15 protein-coding genes and 1 pseudogene are annotated in these 16,269 nt (G+C 62.4%); 5 read left to right on the forward strand and 11 right to left on the reverse strand.

The window, feature by feature from the left end:
• Positions 1-224 precede the first annotated feature (224 nt).
• Both PQR42_RS10320 and PQR42_RS10325 read left to right on the forward strand, forming a co-directional pair.
• Entirely contained in the window at positions 225-734 is a 510-nt protein-coding gene (locus PQR42_RS10320; protein ID WP_408213769.1) for a DUF1269 domain-containing protein, read from the forward strand.
• Between the two features lie 373 nt (positions 735-1,107).
• On the forward strand, positions 1,108-2,328 hold the full coding sequence (locus PQR42_RS10325; RefSeq protein ID WP_408391407.1) for an NHL repeat-containing protein: 1,221 nt from the start codon (positions 1,108-1,110) through the stop codon (positions 2,326-2,328).
• Here the strand turns inward: PQR42_RS10325 and PQR42_RS10330 are convergent.
• Both PQR42_RS10330 and PQR42_RS10335 read right to left on the reverse strand, forming a co-directional pair.
• A complete protein-coding gene (locus tag PQR42_RS10330) occupies positions 2,321-2,551 on the reverse strand; it encodes a hypothetical protein (RefSeq protein WP_408391409.1) in 231 nt (76 codons plus the stop codon). The two genes, PQR42_RS10325 and PQR42_RS10330, sit on opposite strands and share 8 nt — an antisense overlap.
• A gap of 132 nt (positions 2,552-2,683) precedes the next feature.
• Positions 2,684-2,983, reverse strand: a complete 300-nt coding sequence (locus PQR42_RS10335; protein WP_408391412.1) for a 3-hydroxyacyl-CoA dehydrogenase family protein — start codon at positions 2,981-2,983, stop codon at positions 2,684-2,686.
• A gap of 108 nt (positions 2,984-3,091) precedes the next feature.
• Here PQR42_RS10335 and PQR42_RS10340 point away from each other — a divergent pair, with 108 nt between their 5' ends.
• Both PQR42_RS10340 and PQR42_RS10345 read left to right on the forward strand, forming a co-directional pair.
• The gene (locus PQR42_RS10340; protein WP_408391414.1) at positions 3,092-4,222 is read left to right on the forward strand and encodes a substrate-binding domain-containing protein; all 1,131 of its coding nucleotides are present in this window, start codon (positions 3,092-3,094) and stop codon (positions 4,220-4,222) included.
• The gene (locus PQR42_RS10345; RefSeq protein ID WP_408391417.1) at positions 4,219-7,050 is read left to right on the forward strand and encodes an ATP-binding protein; all 2,832 of its coding nucleotides are present in this window, start codon (positions 4,219-4,221) and stop codon (positions 7,048-7,050) included. Before PQR42_RS10340 ends, PQR42_RS10345 begins: the two co-directional genes overlap by 4 nt.
• 91 nt (positions 7,051-7,141) lie before the next feature.
• Here PQR42_RS10345 and PQR42_RS10350 read toward each other — a convergent pair whose 3' ends face one another.
• The 9 genes and pseudogenes from PQR42_RS10350 to PQR42_RS10390 form a co-directional block, all read right to left on the reverse strand.
• Positions 7,142-7,312, reverse strand: coding sequence for a hypothetical protein (locus PQR42_RS10350; RefSeq protein ID WP_408391420.1), 171 nt, complete (start codon positions 7,310-7,312; stop codon positions 7,142-7,144).
• A gap of 392 nt (positions 7,313-7,704) precedes the next feature.
• Complete coding sequence (locus PQR42_RS10355; protein WP_408391422.1) at positions 7,705-9,063, reverse strand: hypothetical protein; 1,359 nt, start codon at positions 9,061-9,063, stop codon at positions 7,705-7,707.
• A gap of 465 nt (positions 9,064-9,528) precedes the next feature.
• The gene (locus PQR42_RS10360; protein WP_408391424.1) at positions 9,529-10,695 is read right to left on the reverse strand and encodes a leucine-rich repeat domain-containing protein; all 1,167 of its coding nucleotides are present in this window, start codon (positions 10,693-10,695) and stop codon (positions 9,529-9,531) included.
• Positions 10,696-10,875: 180 nt separating this feature from the next.
• Positions 10,876-11,040, reverse strand: a pseudogene (locus PQR42_RS10365) (NAD(P)/FAD-dependent oxidoreductase); the annotation flags it as partial.
• Between the two features lie 464 nt (positions 11,041-11,504).
• On the reverse strand, positions 11,505-12,818 hold the full coding sequence (locus tag PQR42_RS10370; protein WP_408391427.1) for a tryptophan leader peptide: 1,314 nt from the start codon (positions 12,816-12,818) through the stop codon (positions 11,505-11,507).
• A gap of 330 nt (positions 12,819-13,148) precedes the next feature.
• A complete protein-coding gene (locus PQR42_RS10375; RefSeq protein WP_408213793.1) occupies positions 13,149-13,367 on the reverse strand; it encodes an aldose epimerase family protein in 219 nt (72 codons plus the stop codon).
• A complete protein-coding gene (locus PQR42_RS10380; protein WP_408213796.1) occupies positions 13,364-13,531 on the reverse strand; it encodes a hypothetical protein in 168 nt (55 codons plus the stop codon). Before PQR42_RS10380 ends, PQR42_RS10375 begins: the two co-directional genes overlap by 4 nt.
• Positions 13,532-13,749: 218 nt before the next feature.
• Positions 13,750-13,926, reverse strand: a complete 177-nt coding sequence (locus PQR42_RS10385) for a hypothetical protein (protein WP_408213799.1) — start codon at positions 13,924-13,926, stop codon at positions 13,750-13,752.
• Between the two features lie 132 nt (positions 13,927-14,058).
• On the reverse strand, positions 14,059-15,006 hold the full coding sequence (locus PQR42_RS10390; protein WP_408391429.1) for a LysR family transcriptional regulator: 948 nt from the start codon (positions 15,004-15,006) through the stop codon (positions 14,059-14,061).
• A 172-nt stretch (positions 15,007-15,178) separates the two neighbouring features.
• Here PQR42_RS10390 and PQR42_RS10395 point away from each other — a divergent pair, with 172 nt between their 5' ends.
• The gene (locus PQR42_RS10395; RefSeq protein ID WP_408213803.1) at positions 15,179-16,225 is read left to right on the forward strand and encodes a 4-hydroxythreonine-4-phosphate dehydrogenase PdxA; all 1,047 of its coding nucleotides are present in this window, start codon (positions 15,179-15,181) and stop codon (positions 16,223-16,225) included.
• Positions 16,226-16,269 lie beyond the last annotated feature (44 nt).

Raw genomic sequence — 16,269 nt, forward strand, 5'->3', positions numbered from 1 at the left:
GGTTCAGACCGGTTAAGTGATTGTAGTTCGGTGTGGCTATTGACTTCTGCACCGCGCGTAAACGGCCACTCGTGCCAGGAGGTGGACATTTGGACGGCCGTTCCGGGCACAAAGTGGGCAGACACCTCTGCTCGTGTGAGCCTACGCCCTCTGATTGCCTGCGGCAGGCGTACGATAAACAGTATCGTCCCGTTGGGCGAATGCTTGATTGATGGAGGGCCAACATGAGACGTCTTTATTTCCTCGTACCTGATACGACGACGGCGAAGGCGATCGTAGACGACTTGCTGCGGGCGCGGATCACATGGCGACATATCCATGTCCTTGCGAATCACAGCGTGGTACTCGAACAGTTACCCCAGGCATCCTTGCTGCAAAGCAGCGACGTCGTGCACTCGCTCGAACGCGGCGTGGCGCTCGGCGGTGCGACCGGCGCGCTTCTAGGGCTCGTGGCGCTGGTGGTTCCTGCCGCGGAGCTTACTATTGCCGGCGGAGCGGTCGTCGCATTGACGTTGGCGGGTGCCGGCTTCGGAGCCTGGACGGCCGCGATGATCGGCGTCGACGAACCGAATGCACGACTCGAGCGCTTTCGTGGCGCCATACGTGACGGCCAGCTCTTGATCATGGCCGACGTGCCTGGATCGCGAGAACAGGAGATCGAGCAGATGGTCGCGCAGCATTTTCCGAAAGCCGATCTCGAAGGCGCGGAGCCCACGACACCGATCTTCCCCTGAGAAGCAATCGAGGCGAGGCCATCGGCGCCCCCTTCTCCCCACCAAGCGCAAAGTCCTCTGTGCAACCGGCCGTTCATCGGTTAACCCGGCCTGTACATCGGCATCCACCACGCGCTCAACAGCGTGCAAAGCATCACGGGAAAATCGCCTGGCTGCAGCCGGAGCTCTTTCGATCCTGCTCGCTGCGTGCGGCGCGGAGGGAGGCGCGTCTCCACTGCGGGCGGCCGCCCGAACACGTATTCCGCTATGGCACCGACATTGCAGTGGCGGGTACAACTTTGCAATTGACCGCCAGTTTCATACGCTAGAGGTGCGCCTAACGTTGTTCGACCTCCTGGGCTTTCACGCGACACGCTTCAAAAGGAGAATGGTGATGGCAAACGCGACGAAGTGGACCACGGTCCCAAGCCACTGCATTGCCGGTTCAAGTCGAAAAACAGTAAGTCGCGTTTCTTGTCGGCGCTTCCTCCGCGCCTGGCTCGGGGTGCTCTGCGCGCTTCTGCTGGCGGGCAACCTCGCCGAGGCTGCGACTATCCATGGAGGCGATATCCTGGTTGTCGACGCTCGTGCGAGCAAGCTGTTTCTTGTAGATTCCAGGACCGGTACCCGTACTGTCATCAGCGACTTTCTGGATCCGTCACAAGGGCCCGTGGACAGATCGTTTCTCGCGGGTGTCGCCATAGGACGGGGGCGGATATTCGTCACCGCGGCCACTGCCGGCATTTACGCGGTTGATCCGCGTACCGGTAACCGAACCCTTGTGAGCGACTTCACCACTGGGGTATTTCGTGGAGACGTCTTTGGCTCGACAGTGGATGCGTCCGGACGTCTCATGACAAATTGGGCGCAACCGCAATTCGGTGGCGCTCCGAGGTCAATTGTTCGCATCGATACACTGACGGGCACTCGCGTTGTGGTCAGCGATCTCACGAACCCCGCTCAGGGCGACGTGTTCAATTGTTGTGTCGCGTACTTTACCGACCTCGCGCTGGAGAAAACCGGGACGCTCGTCGCAAGCGTCACGTGGTTCGTCCCCGTCGGCCCCAGCCGGGACGTAGGGGACATGTACCGGATCGATCCGCTTACGGGTCAACGATCGCTGCTCAGCGATTTCACGAACGCGGCACAGGGTGCCACCGACTCGGTACCTTCAACCGGCATTGCCATCGAGACCTCCGGGCAGATCCTGGTCAATTCGCACGGGTCGGCAACCGCGCCCGTCCCCAGAAATCTACTTCTGCGAATTGATCCGAATACCGGGAATCGTGCTGTCCTCAGCGATTTCGACAATGCTGCGCAAGGACCGCTGGGATGGCGCCTTTCCGGCATCGCCCTGGAGCAGGCGGGGGCGGGAGGAATAATTGTCGGCGCCGGTAACCCAGCGAACAGGGTGGCCGACCCAACCTTGCTCTTCCGGATTGACCCGCACACCGGGCAACGGACTTTGCTTAGTAATTCAAGTGATCCGAAACAAGGACCGTCGTTCGTATGGATCTTTGAAATTGCGGTTGTGCCAGAAAACGCCAACGACGCGGGCTTTGTTGCCGCACCGCCAACAAATTCGTTGGCGAGTCCATTCGGACCAGTCAAATGAAATGCAGCGCAGAAACTCCCGCAAGCCCTTTCCTTCCAGGCTGACCGCGCGGCTCCCGCCGGCCTTCAGGCCGCCCCGGTAGGTCGTCGAAGCGGGCCACGCCACGCGTTTCATCGTTGATCGTCCTAAGCGCGCGATCAGCTGCGGCATCCAGTTTGGCGGTAACCGTCTGATCGGTCGCGGTGAAGCCAACACCTACGTACGCACGGGAGACGTCGTTCATCTTCCGGACATTCCATTGCAAAGCTGGACTTCACAACCGGCCTGACGCGTCACCGGCCTCGCTTGTAGAGAATTGAAGTGGAACCTCACGACGCGCGGCGTGCCGGCCGCGCGTGAATATCGAGCGCTGATATCAGGTCGTGTCACGTGCCTGTTGTTTGCGATGACGCGCGAGTTGCATCAACTGACGGTCGCGCCAGGCCACGCGCTTGTCCCACTGATCGAGCGGCAGCGCGCTGCGCCGCGCCTCCTCCACCTGTTCAACCAGTTCGGGCGTCCAAGGGTCATGCTGGCCGCGCTCGGCACCCATGCGCGCATAAGACGGCCCCATCTTCTGCGCATGCGAGGCTATGCCGTCACGTGTGTTCAGATCGACGGTCTCGAACGGACCAATCACCGACCAGCGCAGGGGCAGCGCGCTGTCTGATGACACGCGGTCATCGGGGTGTACCATCTTATTCGCAGGATCACCCTGCGCGCGGCATCTGGGTACGTCGTCAATGGCGGTCAATCAATCGCGATGGGGCGCTTGGGGAACAGCATGAGGGGCTTGCTGGTGGCATTGGAATGCGCATGTACGCTGGCGGTTGCCGCGGCGCACGGTATGCCGATTGTCCCAGCGCCCGGGACCACCGCCGCGCACGACTACCTGGCAGGAGCGAAGCGCGTCGTCGATGCCGCGGCGCAACCCGCTGCACCCTGGAACGGGCCGCGCAACGGGCCGCGCGCCCAAGCTGGGAAACGCGTCGCCATCGTCGCCGAGGATTTGCGCAACGGCGGCATCGTCGGCGTGGTCGATGGCGTGCTGGAGGCGGCCAAGGTCATCGGCTGGAGCATGCAGATATTCGACTCCGGCGGCACGCCGGACCTGCGCCTGAAGATGCTGGCGAATGCGCTGGCAAGTCGTCCGGACGGTCTGATCATCGTCGGCGGCGACGCACGCGCCCTGCTGCCCGGGCTGCTGCCGTTTGCCGAGCGGAGCATTCCGATTGTCGGCTGGCATGTCGCGGCCCAGGCCGGACCGGTGCCGGGCACGCCCGTGGCGATGAACGTGGCGACGGATCCGTTCGAGGTCGCGCGGGTGACCGCGCTGGCGGCCGTCGTGCAGTCCGACGGGCGTGCGGAAGTCGTTATCTTTACCGACTCCAATTTCCGAATTGCGCAAGGCAAGGCGGATGAAATGGCTGCAGTTGTGCGCGCGTGCAGCGGCTGCACCTTGCTCGAAGTGCGCGACGTGGCGATCTCGCAAAGCCAGGACCTGATGCCGCGCACGACACGCGCCTTGCTCGCGCGGTACGGCAACCGCTGGACGTATGCGTTGGCCGTCAACGACATCTACTTCGACTACGCCGCCCCGGTGCTGACCCAGGCCGGAATGCCGAACGCTGCCATGGCCATGCTGTCCGCAGGGGACGGCAGCGAGTCCGCCTTTCTGCGAATTCGCACGGGCAGCTTCCAGACGGGCACCGTGGCCGAACCCCTGAATCTGCACGGCTGGCAGTTGGTCGACGAGATGAACCGGCTCCTCGCCGGGGGAGGCGTCACGGGTTACGTGTTTCCGGTGCATCTCGTGACGGCGGACAACATTGCTGCGGACGGGGGCGATCGTCTGCTCTACGATCCGGCCAACGGCTATCGCGACGTCTATCGCCGCATCTGGCAACGCCCGTGAAACTCCCGCTTCCGCGGTCGCTCACCGCGCAGTTCACGCTCGTGGTTTTGTGCCTGGCCGCCCTGGTAGTCGCGGTCGGTGCCACGACCATTTATTCGTTGGTCGGTTCTGCCCACGCGATCCGCCAGTTGGCCGAAGAGCGGCTGGCTCGCCAGGAGGACGCACAGGACCTGGCGCAGCGCACTCTGATGATCGAACGCCTGGCATTGCAGTTGTCCAGTGACGATACAGTGGAGTCTGTGCGCGAGACGCATCGGCATGTCATCGAACAGCTGGAATCCTTCGACCGTCTGGTGGACCGCCTGGCCTCCGCGACCACGAGCGACAACCTCGGTGTCGACGCGCTGGCGCTGCATCGATCGAGCCAGCGCTTCCGAAACACGGTCAACATCGAGGCGCAGGTGCGCGAGACCGCGCTGGGCGCCGGAGCCGCGCCGGCGTCCGCGCCGCGGCCCGGCGCGTCATTGGCCAGCCTGGACGACGATCTGCGCCGCCAGGCCGACGCTCTGGCCGCCGCAGCGCGCCAGCAGTCGGTTTATTTCACGCGCGACTACCGCAAAGCGGTTCAGGATCTGGCCGAAGATCTGGGCCGCACGCGCAGGTGGGTGGCCGTCGAAGTTGCGGTGAGCCTGCTGCTTGCCTGGCTGATCGCCCGCGCATTCCTCGGTCGCCATGTCGTGGCACGGCTGCGCCGGGTCAGCCACTTTCTGCGGCACGGTGATGTCGACGGCGTGCAAGCCGGCGTCCCCGTTCACGGCGGCGATGAGATTGCCGATATGGCGCGCGCAGTCGAGCAATTCCTCGAAGACCGGCGCCAGCGCAGGCAGGCCGAGGATGCGCTGAAGGAGCTTAACGCCGAACTGGAGGCGCGCGTGACACAGCGCACGGCCGAACTCAGCACGGCGCTTGCGGGCCAGACGGCTGAGATCGTTGAACGACAGCACGCCGAAGAGGCTGCGCGAGCGAGCGAGCACTTCCTGGACAGCATCATCGAGAACATCCCCGACATGATCTTCGTCAAGGATGCGGCGACGCTGCGCTTTGTGCGTTTTAACAAGGCGGGAGAGCAACTGCTCGGCTACCGGCGCGAGGAACTCATCGGCAAGTCCGTCCACGACCTGTTTCCCGCGCAGGAGGCAGATTTCTTCGCGCTGAAGGATCGTGATGTGCTGGAGTCGCAGCAGCTGGTCGACGTGCCGGAGGAGCCGGTTTTCACACGTCACGGGCCGCGCCTGATGCACACAATGAAAATCCCGATCGTCGACGTGCGCGGCGAGCCGCAGTTCCTGCTCGGCATCTCACGCGACATCACAGAGCAGAGGCGTGCCGAAGAGGAACTGCGGCGCTATCGCGAGCACCTCGAGGATATGATTCGCGAGCGAACAGCTGAACTGGCCGTCGCCAAGGAACACGCCGATGCGGCCAATCAGGCCAAGAGCGACTTTCTTGCGCATATGAGCCACGAGTTGCGCACGCCGTTGAACGGGATACTGGGCTACGCGCAGATCCTGAAGCGTGATAAGAGCCTCGATCAACGCCAGGTCGATGGCATCACGGTGATCCAGCGCAGCGGCGAACATCTGCTTGCGATCATCAATGACATCCTGGATATGGCCAAAATCGAGGCCGGAAGGGCGGAGCTCAACCTATCCGACGTTCCGCTGGACCGGTTCATCTACTTCATCGCCGAGACGATCCGGGTGAAGGCAACGGAGAAGGGCTTGGCCTTCGCGTGCGAGATGGCACCCGATCTGCCCGCGGGCGTGCGGGTCGACGAAAAACGGCTGCGCCAGGTGCTGCTCAACCTGCTCTCCAACGCAATCAAGTTTACGGAAAAGGGGAGCGTGCGCCTGCGCGTCGGTTACCTGCCGCCCATGCGGCTGCGTTTCGAAGTGGAGGACACCGGCATTGGCATAGACGACGCGCGTCTGGAGGCGATCTTCCTGCCTTTCGAGCAAGTGAGCGATGCTCGGCACCGGGTTGGAGGCACGGGGCTGGGCCTGGCCATCAGCCGGCAGCTTGTGCGCTTGATGGGTGACGAGATCCACGTTGACAGCCGTCGCGGTGCTGGCAGCGTCTTCTCGTTCGAGCTGAACGTCCCGGTGGTAGCGCCTCAGGCAGCTGTCGTCCCGCCCGAATGGGCGGTGAGCGGCTATAAGGGGCCGCGCAAGACCATTCTCGTCGTGGATGACGTAGCGGCAAACCGTGGAGTGGCGGTCGATATGCTCGGCCAGCTCGGATTCGACGCCGTGGAGGCCGTCAACGGACTTGAGGCTTTGGAGAAAGCCAAAGCGGTACGGCCGGCGCTCGTCCTGATGGATGTCGTCATGCCCGGGATGGATGGGCTCGAAGCCACGCGGCGCCTGCGCGAAATGCCGGAGTTCGAGGATCTGCCCATCGTTGCGGTTTCCGCTGGCGCCTCTGGGAGTGATGCGGCGAAAAGCCTGGCGGCTGGTGCAAACGCTTTTCTGTCAAAACCGGTTGACTTCGGTGGGCTGTTGTCACAGATCGCGACCCTCCTGCATATCGAGTGGCGCGACGAAGTTCCGCAGACGCAAGCCGCTGGAGCCGACCGAACGGCTGTACGCGCCGACGATCCCGCCATGCGGACCTTGAGCGTGCCGCCGCCGGGTGAAATCGAAGCGCTGCACCACCTGGCGCGACTGGGCGACATGCGTGCCATCGTGCAGCAGGCCACGCACCTTACCAGGCTTGACGAGCGCTATCGTCCTTTCGCCGACCACCTTTGCCGGCTGGCGAAGGATTACCAGTCCAAGGCAATCCTCAGCTTCGTCGAGCAATATCTGGAAAGGAGGCAGGTCCCATGATTGGGACCGCAGAAGCCGCGTCTTGAGGAATGACGCAGGTTGTCCCGACCTGTGGTTATCTTGCCGTCCAGGGTGAACGTGTGGATTACATCTAGTGCGGGTGGCCATTTGTCTTCACCAATCGAATGGCCGTTTGCTGAGTGGCGCCGACGTCTGGGCGGCCGAGCCGGGCAACCTCAAGGTTTTCGCTAACGTTCCGATAAAGCACCAGCGGACGAAGAATTGGTAACGCCTCTTGAATGGAATGATTGATGCGACTCATGTCGAAACTCTTGAACCCTGGTGCGATCGCGGCGCTCACGGTCCTCGCGAATGCGAGCACCGCCAAACAGGATCCACTCGCGTTTGACGATGTGCGAAGCAACGGCGGTTAGCTTGAACGGCAGTGATGTCCATCGACTCGCCGCGACTAGAGTTCCGCCCGTCGAGCGCAGGGCAGGCGTCGCTCCGGCGTGCGAAAACTTCGGCGGGGCGAGCAAAACGGGAAGCGGGCAGACGGCAGACAGGAAGCGCCTGATTGGGTGAGGTATTTTAGCGGGGCCGCCTCGCAAACCCGCATCAAGCCAGGATCAACCTGCCGCCGCAAAATGCATTGAAATCAAGAGGGACCTGGCAGCACGGCCGCCACAAAATTCCGGTCAACTCTCGTTCAGGTCAGAGCGACACGATCTGTCGCAATAGTTCCAGCGCTTTCATTTCGTCAAGACGACCGGTTCGTGCCTTACCTGCGAGCGTCTTGATCAGCGCCTCTGCGATCGGTTCAATACCGATCAGATCGCCCAGGCTGGTCACGGGAGCAGAACGGCGCGGCTCCGCGATGACCTCTGTGATGGAAGCCGGCGCAGGCTGCTGGTGGGAGGAAGACGGTGGGAAATCGCTGTCAACAGTTGGCCGGATTGCCGGATCGGAGGCATGCGGAAGTCCCGGATCCTGTTGCTCCACGACTGCCTTCTTAACGACGGTGCCGCTGGGGTGATCCGCCCCAGACGGTTGGGCGTGTCGGTCGCTCGCGGCTTTTGCCTTTCTTCCCGCGGATTTTCTTGCCACCGCCGCTTCCGGCCTTTTCGCGGCTGGAAGCTCCTGCTGATCAGATGCAGGTCGACCCGACAGTGGATCAAGCAGAGCCGATACAGACTCAGGAATGTCTGAGACTGAACGCGGAACGTCCAGCCAGGCAGTCGGCAACCCAAGGCGCTCGGTGAAACGGTTGGCTTCAGCGTCGTCCATGCGCTTCTGTCCATACAGACGATTGTCCAGGTTGGAGGCGCTGATATTCACTACTGCGCTGAGTCGCACCTTCGATCCCTTACGGGAGGTGAGTACGTGCAGGTTGGCGCGACGAATGTTTTGCAGAGCCGCCACGTCGGTCAACGGCAAGGATTGCTGGGCCCCCGACTTCATGGACGTTTTGGCTTTCGCTGACGCCGGTTTCGACGAGGGAGCCGTGCCAGTTCTTGCCGCTGTAGGGTTGCGCTTCGCGACGGGCTGTGGCGAGTCGCCATCGGTTCTCTTTGGCATTTCTGATTCCCTGGGCAAACGGTCAGTGAGAGTAGGGCGGTGATTCGCCAGTATTGCAGGAGCTAGTTCCATTGACTGCCCGTCCGCCAATTCCGGCTCAGCATTCGCGCGAATAGAGTTGAGCGGCGCCCTCAAGCGACTGATCGTTTCGGATGTGAGCGCAGGATTGGGTTGATCGAAAAAACCGTCGGGTAGACCGAGCGTCGTTTCGATGTGGAAAGCCGTCTCGGGTGTGAATCTCTCGCCGTTGATCAACTCGGCCACGCGCGCCAGGTTGGAATCGAGTCCCAGTGCGATGTTCTCCGCGCCCACCGCGTCGACAAGCCATTTAAACGAACGCGTTTTGAAAATGGACGCCGTCTGGGCCGGGTCTCGCGCGGGCGGCGTTTTTACGTATGGCTTGTTATGTCGGTGGGATGTCGTATTTGAAGGTTGGCGCGACTGACGCGGACCCTTGTCTCGAGATCCCGGATATCGCCCATGTGGCTGACTCATAAAAAGGGGGGCTCTCCGCCGGTGAAATCACTGTCAATCGGCGATTATAAGGGAGGGGATACTGACGTCGGACTTGTCATCCAATGAGTCGTTCTGACGACACGGATGCTGACTGCCTTGTGCCCGGCGACCTTTATCGCAAGATCGGGAGGACAGCATGCGGCAAGAGAAGTCAACGAGAGCGCTCATGCTGATGAGCGTGCAGAGGCGGGTGTCGGAGTTCAACAGTCATTGCGCTCCATCGATCGAGGGAAAGTCATGGGCCTAGGCGACGTTGACCGGTGATTCGGTCAGCGCCTCGTGCACGCAAAACCGGTTTCCCCAGACGCTACTGCGCTGCCGTGAGCTTGAGATTCAGTCTCGCTGCAAGCGCACGTCAGTTATCGCGTGCCGTCGGATAAGGACTATCAAAATCTGGGACGCTGCTGTATGACCTGGCGCACCTGTTGAAAAAAAGTCGAATGATCACCAAACGATTCGCGTTTTTGGAAGCGCCGCTTTGAGATCGCCGACGTTCCTGGCCTGGGTGCCATACAGAACGAGCTCTCGCAGGCCAGTGAGCCCTTTCAGCGGGTCGACGTCTTCGACAGGGGTGTTCGCAAGGTAGAGTTCCTGCAAACCGGTCAAGCCTCGCAGTGGATCGATGTTTCGAACTCTGGTGCGAAAGAGATTGAGCATTCGCAGGCTTTTCAGGTCTGTCAGCGCCTTGACGTTCTCGACCCGGGTGTCGGCGAGATTGAGCCTTTGCAGACGGGTGAGCCCCTTCAATGCATCGATGTTCGTCACTTGCGTGCGAGCGAGCACCAGCGTGTCCAGCTGGAGCATGCCCTGCGCCGCGTCGATATCATCGACCTTCGAGCCGTCCAGCACGAGCGTCCTGAGCGAGGACATTCCTTTTAGTGCGTCGATGTCTCGCAGCGGCGTGTTCGCTAGATAGAGCGCTTGCAGACCGCGGAGCTTTTTCAACTCACTGATGCTGTCGACCTGGGTTTCGTTGAGGTCGAGCGTCTGCAAGGAGGCGAGCTGGCTGAGCGCGTCGACGTTCCGGACGTTCCTCGCGCCCCCGAGCTTGAGCGTTTCCAGATGAGGCAAATCTTCGAGCGGATCGAGATCGCGAACCTGTGTATCCCGCAGGTCGAGTTCTCGCAGATCGCGCAGGTTCTTGAGCGCGTCGAGATTCGAGACGCGGGTATCCCAAAGGTTCAGCGATTGCAGATTGGTCAGCCCTTTTAGCGCGGCGATGTTGTCGACTTCGGTGCGATGGAGCACGAGCCTTTTTAGCGAGTGCATTTCCTTCAGGGCGTCGATGTTCCAGACAGGCGTGTCCGTCAGGTCAAGCGATTCCAGATCGTCCAGTCCCTTCAGCGAATCGAGGTTATCGATCTGGGTGCCTCCCAGATTCAGTTCGATCTTGCGGTCGGAATTCTTTAGATGTGGCAAAGCGGCCGCGACCTGAGATGCCGTCATTGTCGGTTTCGCCCGCAATGCCAGGCATTCCGAGTCGGGCGTGGCTGTCGACGCGTCGCTGTCGTTGCAGGTGCCTTTGATGAATCCCAATTCGCTCAGCGCCCGTTCATCCGGGCTCTTGTGGAACGGGTTGAAGATCAGCAGCAAAATGCCGAGCAACAGCACGATTGCGCCGCCGATGGCCCACGGCTTGATGATTCGCGGCAAGGACGGGTTCGGACCTTCAGCGGCCGAGTTCGTGGTTGACGGCGGGGTTTCGGGCACGGCGGGCTCCCGTAGTGCGGGCTTCCTCCTTTATACACGAAGAGCGGGGCGCATTCCGCCCAGGCAACGTCGCTCGTCGCGCTACGCGTGAGAGCCAGCGACACGTTCTGCCAGCTTGGCGTCGTAGCTCGAATGAATGTGCACGCGCTTCGTTTCCAGGAACGCGTAGTCGTTGGCTTGGCGAAGGGCGAGCGAAGCCTTGTGAAATCCGGAGAGGGTCAGCTTCTGCTTGTTCGGATAGCCCGCTCCTTATCACGTTGAGTGGATGGGCCCGACGCTAGTCGGTACGTCGTGGCGCCTGAATGGTAGCGGAGCGACCGGAAGCTGCCTCGCGAAAGCCAACGCTTGAACGTCGGTATTGGCCGATGAAGGAGCGTTCGTCTTCGACAATCGCATGGTCGACGTCATTGATGTAGTGGCTATGTTCCGTAGAGACCGCCAGCATTTGCACGATTCGAACGATTGCCTCGTCCAGCCGCTGGCGATATCAGTCAGCGTGAGGGTGCAGACGAACTCACGGTCCATTTTCGAGGCGCCGCGGTGTTCGACCATGTCGATCTCGAAGAAGCCCGGTAGGTCCGACTCCCCGAATTTGCCGTGCGGGACCGCCTCATCGACAGATTCGCCGCCGAAGGCGGTACGCAGATCTGCCCTGGACGCTGCCAGCTCCGGCATTGGACGGCCGGACCTTTGACTTCGAGCGGACGACGTCAGGCGGCCGGCACCTGTCCGGGCGGACCGTCAAGGATACGGAGCTTGTCGCCAATGTCAGGAATATTGCGGCCGCCCGAGCGGGATTCGTTGTCAAGTCGATGCGCGGTTGCGCGACATTGAATAAGCGTCTCATGCAGTCGGGGTTCGGCCTGAAGGGCGGTCACCACTCTTTCCAGCTCAGACGGGGACTCACTCAGAAGTGCAGGAACGACCTCTTCTGGCGGTATCAGAGAGCCGTTACTTAGAATCTGCGCGGTCCAGTCGCATCCGTACAGAAGCGCGCGTCGCTCGGCCCTTTGCGCTTCTTCCTGGTCCAGTGTGGCAAGGCTGTGCCGGTTCCTGTGAAGGGAAGTGCGCCAGGTTGTGAGGATGTCAGTGCGCAGTCTTTCAATTGCGTCACCGAGCGGCGCGTTCTGCCCACCTGCCGCGAGGCGGCGTTCATCGAGTCGGTCGACGTAGTCCCGATATCCTTCCAGGAACGATTGCCAGTTCAGCGGTAGTTCGGTCGTCTGCGAGAACGAGAGGCTAAGCTCACCAAGCTCGTTGCTGATTTCGTGAAGGGACTGGGCGTCGGCAAGACGTGCTTCATAGACCTCATGAGCCGTCACCATCTGGCGGTGCAGGGGAAACAGGGGATTGCTGTAGCGTCGTTGCAGATGTCGCTCGGCAGCGCCAGGATGGGCGCTCCATTTCCAGTTCGATAGCGATTTCGCATCAAAGTCGACCTTGTCTATCATCGCCCGGAATACCGCCAGCGCCTCCTCGGTTGCATGGCCAAAGCAGTCAGCGAGCTTGTAATCATTGCCTTGCAGACTGGCGCTCTCATTTCCTCCGGCATAAGGGGATTCGGGTGCAAGTCGGAGGAAGCCTGTGGCCAGAAAGAATTCCATCGGTAGCTCTACCGACAGGCTCTCCAGCCGGAACGTGCGCGCCTCGGAGGAAATCCCCTCGATAGAGTGCGCGAGGCGGCTTTCGAAGTCGAGGAGCGCATCAATCCTGTCACTGGACGACGGTTGCGCTTCCTCAGCGAGCAAGCAGAAGGACTCGCGTACCATTCGTGCCGCGATCGGGCCGTGCTTCTCGGCAAAGAGCCAGAACCAGAGGGCGAGCTGATATCCACGAACTCCGTTTCGCAGGACCGGTTCGACATCTGGCGTGAATTTGATTCCCGGTGCGGCCCACCCTGCGAACGGTGCTGCATTGCTGGCGAGGTACATGCCCAGAAGCTGCTTTATCGACTGATTCGTATCGCTGGGCCAGCTTTGCGTCCCATCTTGCCGCTTCTCGGTCTTCCAGAGTCTCCAAGCCATCCTGAACCTCGAAAAGGGATGCGGTATACGCCTCGGCAACGATACTTGCACACTCGGCCGGGGCCGTAAACCGAAGACTGTCCTTGTTCTTCCGGGACAGTTCGAAGCAGTCCTCGCGGCGCGTGTGGGGCCTTTAGGGGGAACGGCGATATCTGCAAATGCGACACCGATCACTGATCTGATGCCGCCAAAAGCAAGGCCTTTTCCGCCCGCTCCCCGGGCAAAAGGACAAGGCGAGCGAGTTAAGGAGCAGCAAGAAGGGTTGCCTGAAGAGTCCGAATCGGGTCGCGCAGTTGCGAACCATGGTGCCGTTCGTGTGTACGGTCCGTGCTATCGGCTGTTGATGCTGAGCTGGTACAGCTTGCCGTCCATCGTAAACTGGCCCTTCGCGATTCGGTTCGCATAGCGGCCAATGATCGCGCCGGTGGACGGGTTGTACTTGTTTCCGTCCTCGATCGTGTCGAAGCCCATCACGACGTCGCCCAGATTGCCGTTGCGGTCCGGAACCAGCAGCTCGACTATCTTGCCGCCGTAGGTGCTGATCTTCACGACCATGCCCTGCCGTTCTTCAGCGTGTAGAGGTCGGTCTGCTTGCCGTCGATCACGCGCTGATAGCCTGCCGGCTTCACGTCGACGTAGGGCGCCGAGGCCGTCGCCAGGGCCGGCAGGCCGGCGAGCAGGATCAGCGCTGCGCACGCACGTAACTTCAACATCGTTCGTCTCCGTTTTTGTCTGTCGATTTACCCGGCGTGACGGTCCCGGGGCAGCACCATTCCGGGCTTCCGGTGAGCGCCTGGTATCAGGAGATCGTCGATAACCGACTACTGAAATTACGCGATATATCGATATCCGCATGTTATCGATCGGCATTGCGCCAACGTGCGGATCAATCGTCGCAACGCCGCTCAGTAACCGCGACCGACGTGCCGGCTTACGTGCTGCGGGTGTCGACGCCGGGCAACTGACCGCCCGGCGCCTCGGCCATCACGCTGCGGCCAGTATTGCCGGTATCGACGAACGCGACCTTCTTCGGCTCGTCCGCGAACGCGACGGACGCGCACTTCACGCCGAGGAAACAGAGCCGCGCGGCGAGTTTGATTTTTTTCATGTTCTTCTCATCGAGGGAGGTTGGGAATGTCTCGGTACGGCCGCACGCGGGCCGCCCGAACATCATGCGGCCCGCGCGTCACGGAAAAAAGTGATAGTCCGATTTGGCAAGCGTGTGTCGCTTTGCAGTAAGTCACGTGCACGGCGGCTCGCCGTCGTCCTCGTGATGGAACAGCGTGAGGAACTGCCGCGCGGGGATGCTGAGCGGCCGGTCGCGCCGCACGAGGCTGCCGTACGACGGCAGCTTCTGCGCGAGCGTGTAGTCGACGATCGCGACGAGCCCGTGCTCCGCGTTGCGCTGCGCGACCGTCAGCGGGATCACGCCGAGCATCTGCGAGCGGTCGACGAGGTTCATCGTCGTCAGCATCGAGCCGGTCTCGATCAGCCCGCGCGGCATCGGCTGGTGATGCATCCGGAACTCGCACTCGATGACCTCGCGCGCCGGGCTGCCGCCCGGCTGCAGGATCCACGGATACTCGAGCAGCGCGTCGAACCCGACCGGCCCCGCGCCCGCGAGCGGGTGGTTGCGGCCGGAGACGATCGCGAGCGCCTCGTCGTCGACCGCGCGGAACACGCAGTCGCTGCCGGCGTTGCGGCCGATCACGACCTCGAGCACGCCTTCCTGCAATTGCGGCATCAGCTGATCGCTGGTGTCGACGGCGATGTCGATCGCGAGCAGCGGATAGCGCGCCTTCAACTGCACGAGCGCCTCGGTGAGCCGCCCCGGCGACGCGGCCATGATGCTGCCGATCGCGAGCCGCCCGGCGCTGCCGAGCTGCAGCTCCGCGAGCTCGCGGTTCAGCGCCTCCATGCTGCCGCGGATCCCGCGGAAATAACCGAGCACGCGCTCGCCGGCCGGATTCAACACGAGGCCCCGCCCGACGCGATCGAACAGCCGCTGGCCGAGCGCGTTCTCGAGCTCGTGCAGCATCTTCGTGGCGGCCGGCTGCGTAAGGCCGAGCCGGGCGGCCGCCGCGCGCAGCGTCGAGCATTCGTCGACCGCGAGCAACAGCGCGATCTGACGCATCCGCAGCCGGTTCAGCAGCTGCGGCGTCGAGTCGCGTTTGTCGATTGAGCCCATATTTGATTACCTCAGGTTATCGATTCATCAAGAGTTTTCAATTTACGGGCACGGTCCGTCTACCTAGCATGAACCCCATATCAGGAACAGCCGGATTCCGGCGAAAACGGAGACGCATTATGCAGACGAAGTCAACGGTCGCGCACCGCGCGGCGCACGCGGGAGAACCGGCATGACGGCCCCGTCGACCTTGCCCGTCGTCGCGCTGACGCTCGGCGATCCCGCCGGCATAGGTGCCGAGCTGATCGCGAAACTGCTCGCGCGCCCCGATGCGACGTCCCGCGCGAACCTGGTGCTGGTCGGCGACCGCTGGCTGTGGGAAGCCGGCCAGCGCGTCGCCGGCGTGCAAGTCGACGTCGAGCCGATCGCGTCGCTCGCCGCCGCGCGCAACCGGCCGTCGATCGCGCGTCCCGCGCTCGTCGAAGTCGACACGATCGACCCGGCACAAGTGAAGGTCGGCGAGGTCTGCGCGGCCGGCGGCCGCTCGGTGCTGACCGTGCTGAACCTGTGCATGGACGCCACGCTCGCCGGCGAGGTCGACGCGATCTGCTTCGCGCCGCTGAACAAGCACGCGATGAAGCTCGGCGGCCTGAAGCACGAGGACGAGCTCCACCACTTCGCCGAATACCTCGGCGTGACCGGCTACTTCTGCGAATTCAACACGCTCGGCGAGCTGTGGACGTCGCGCATCTCGTCGCACGTGCCGCTGAAGGACGCGCCGGGCTACCTAAGCGTCGAGCGGATCGAGCAGGCGTCGGAGCTGATCTACCGGTCGCTGCTCGCGAACGGCATCGCGGCGCCGAAGGTCGCGATCGCTGCGTTCAATCCGCACGGCGGCGACGGCGGCAGTTGCGGCCGCGAAGAGATCGACATCATCGGGCCCGCGGTGACGAAGCTGCAGGCGCGCGACTGGCCGACCGACGCGCCGTTCCACGGCCCGTTCCCGGCCGACACGATCTTCCTGAAGGCGCAGGCCGGCGACTACCAGGCGATCGTCACGATGTACCACGACCAGGGGCAGATCGCGATCAAGCTGCTCGGCTTCTCGCGCGGCGTGACCGTGCAGGGCGGGCTGCCGGTGCCGATCACGACGCCCGCGCACGGCACCGCGTATGACATCGCGGGCCGCGGCACCGCCGACGTCGGCGCGACCTGGCAGGCCTTGCAGATCGCCTGCCGGATGGGCGCCGCGCGCCGGCAGCAGACGATTTCCGCGTAACGGCCGCCCAGCCGGCCGCGCGTTTCACGACGCATCGAAACACA

This window comes from Paraburkholderia sediminicola (assembly GCF_046027355.1).
GTDB classification, from domain to species: Bacteria; Pseudomonadota; Gammaproteobacteria; order Burkholderiales; family Burkholderiaceae; genus Paraburkholderia; species Paraburkholderia sediminicola_B.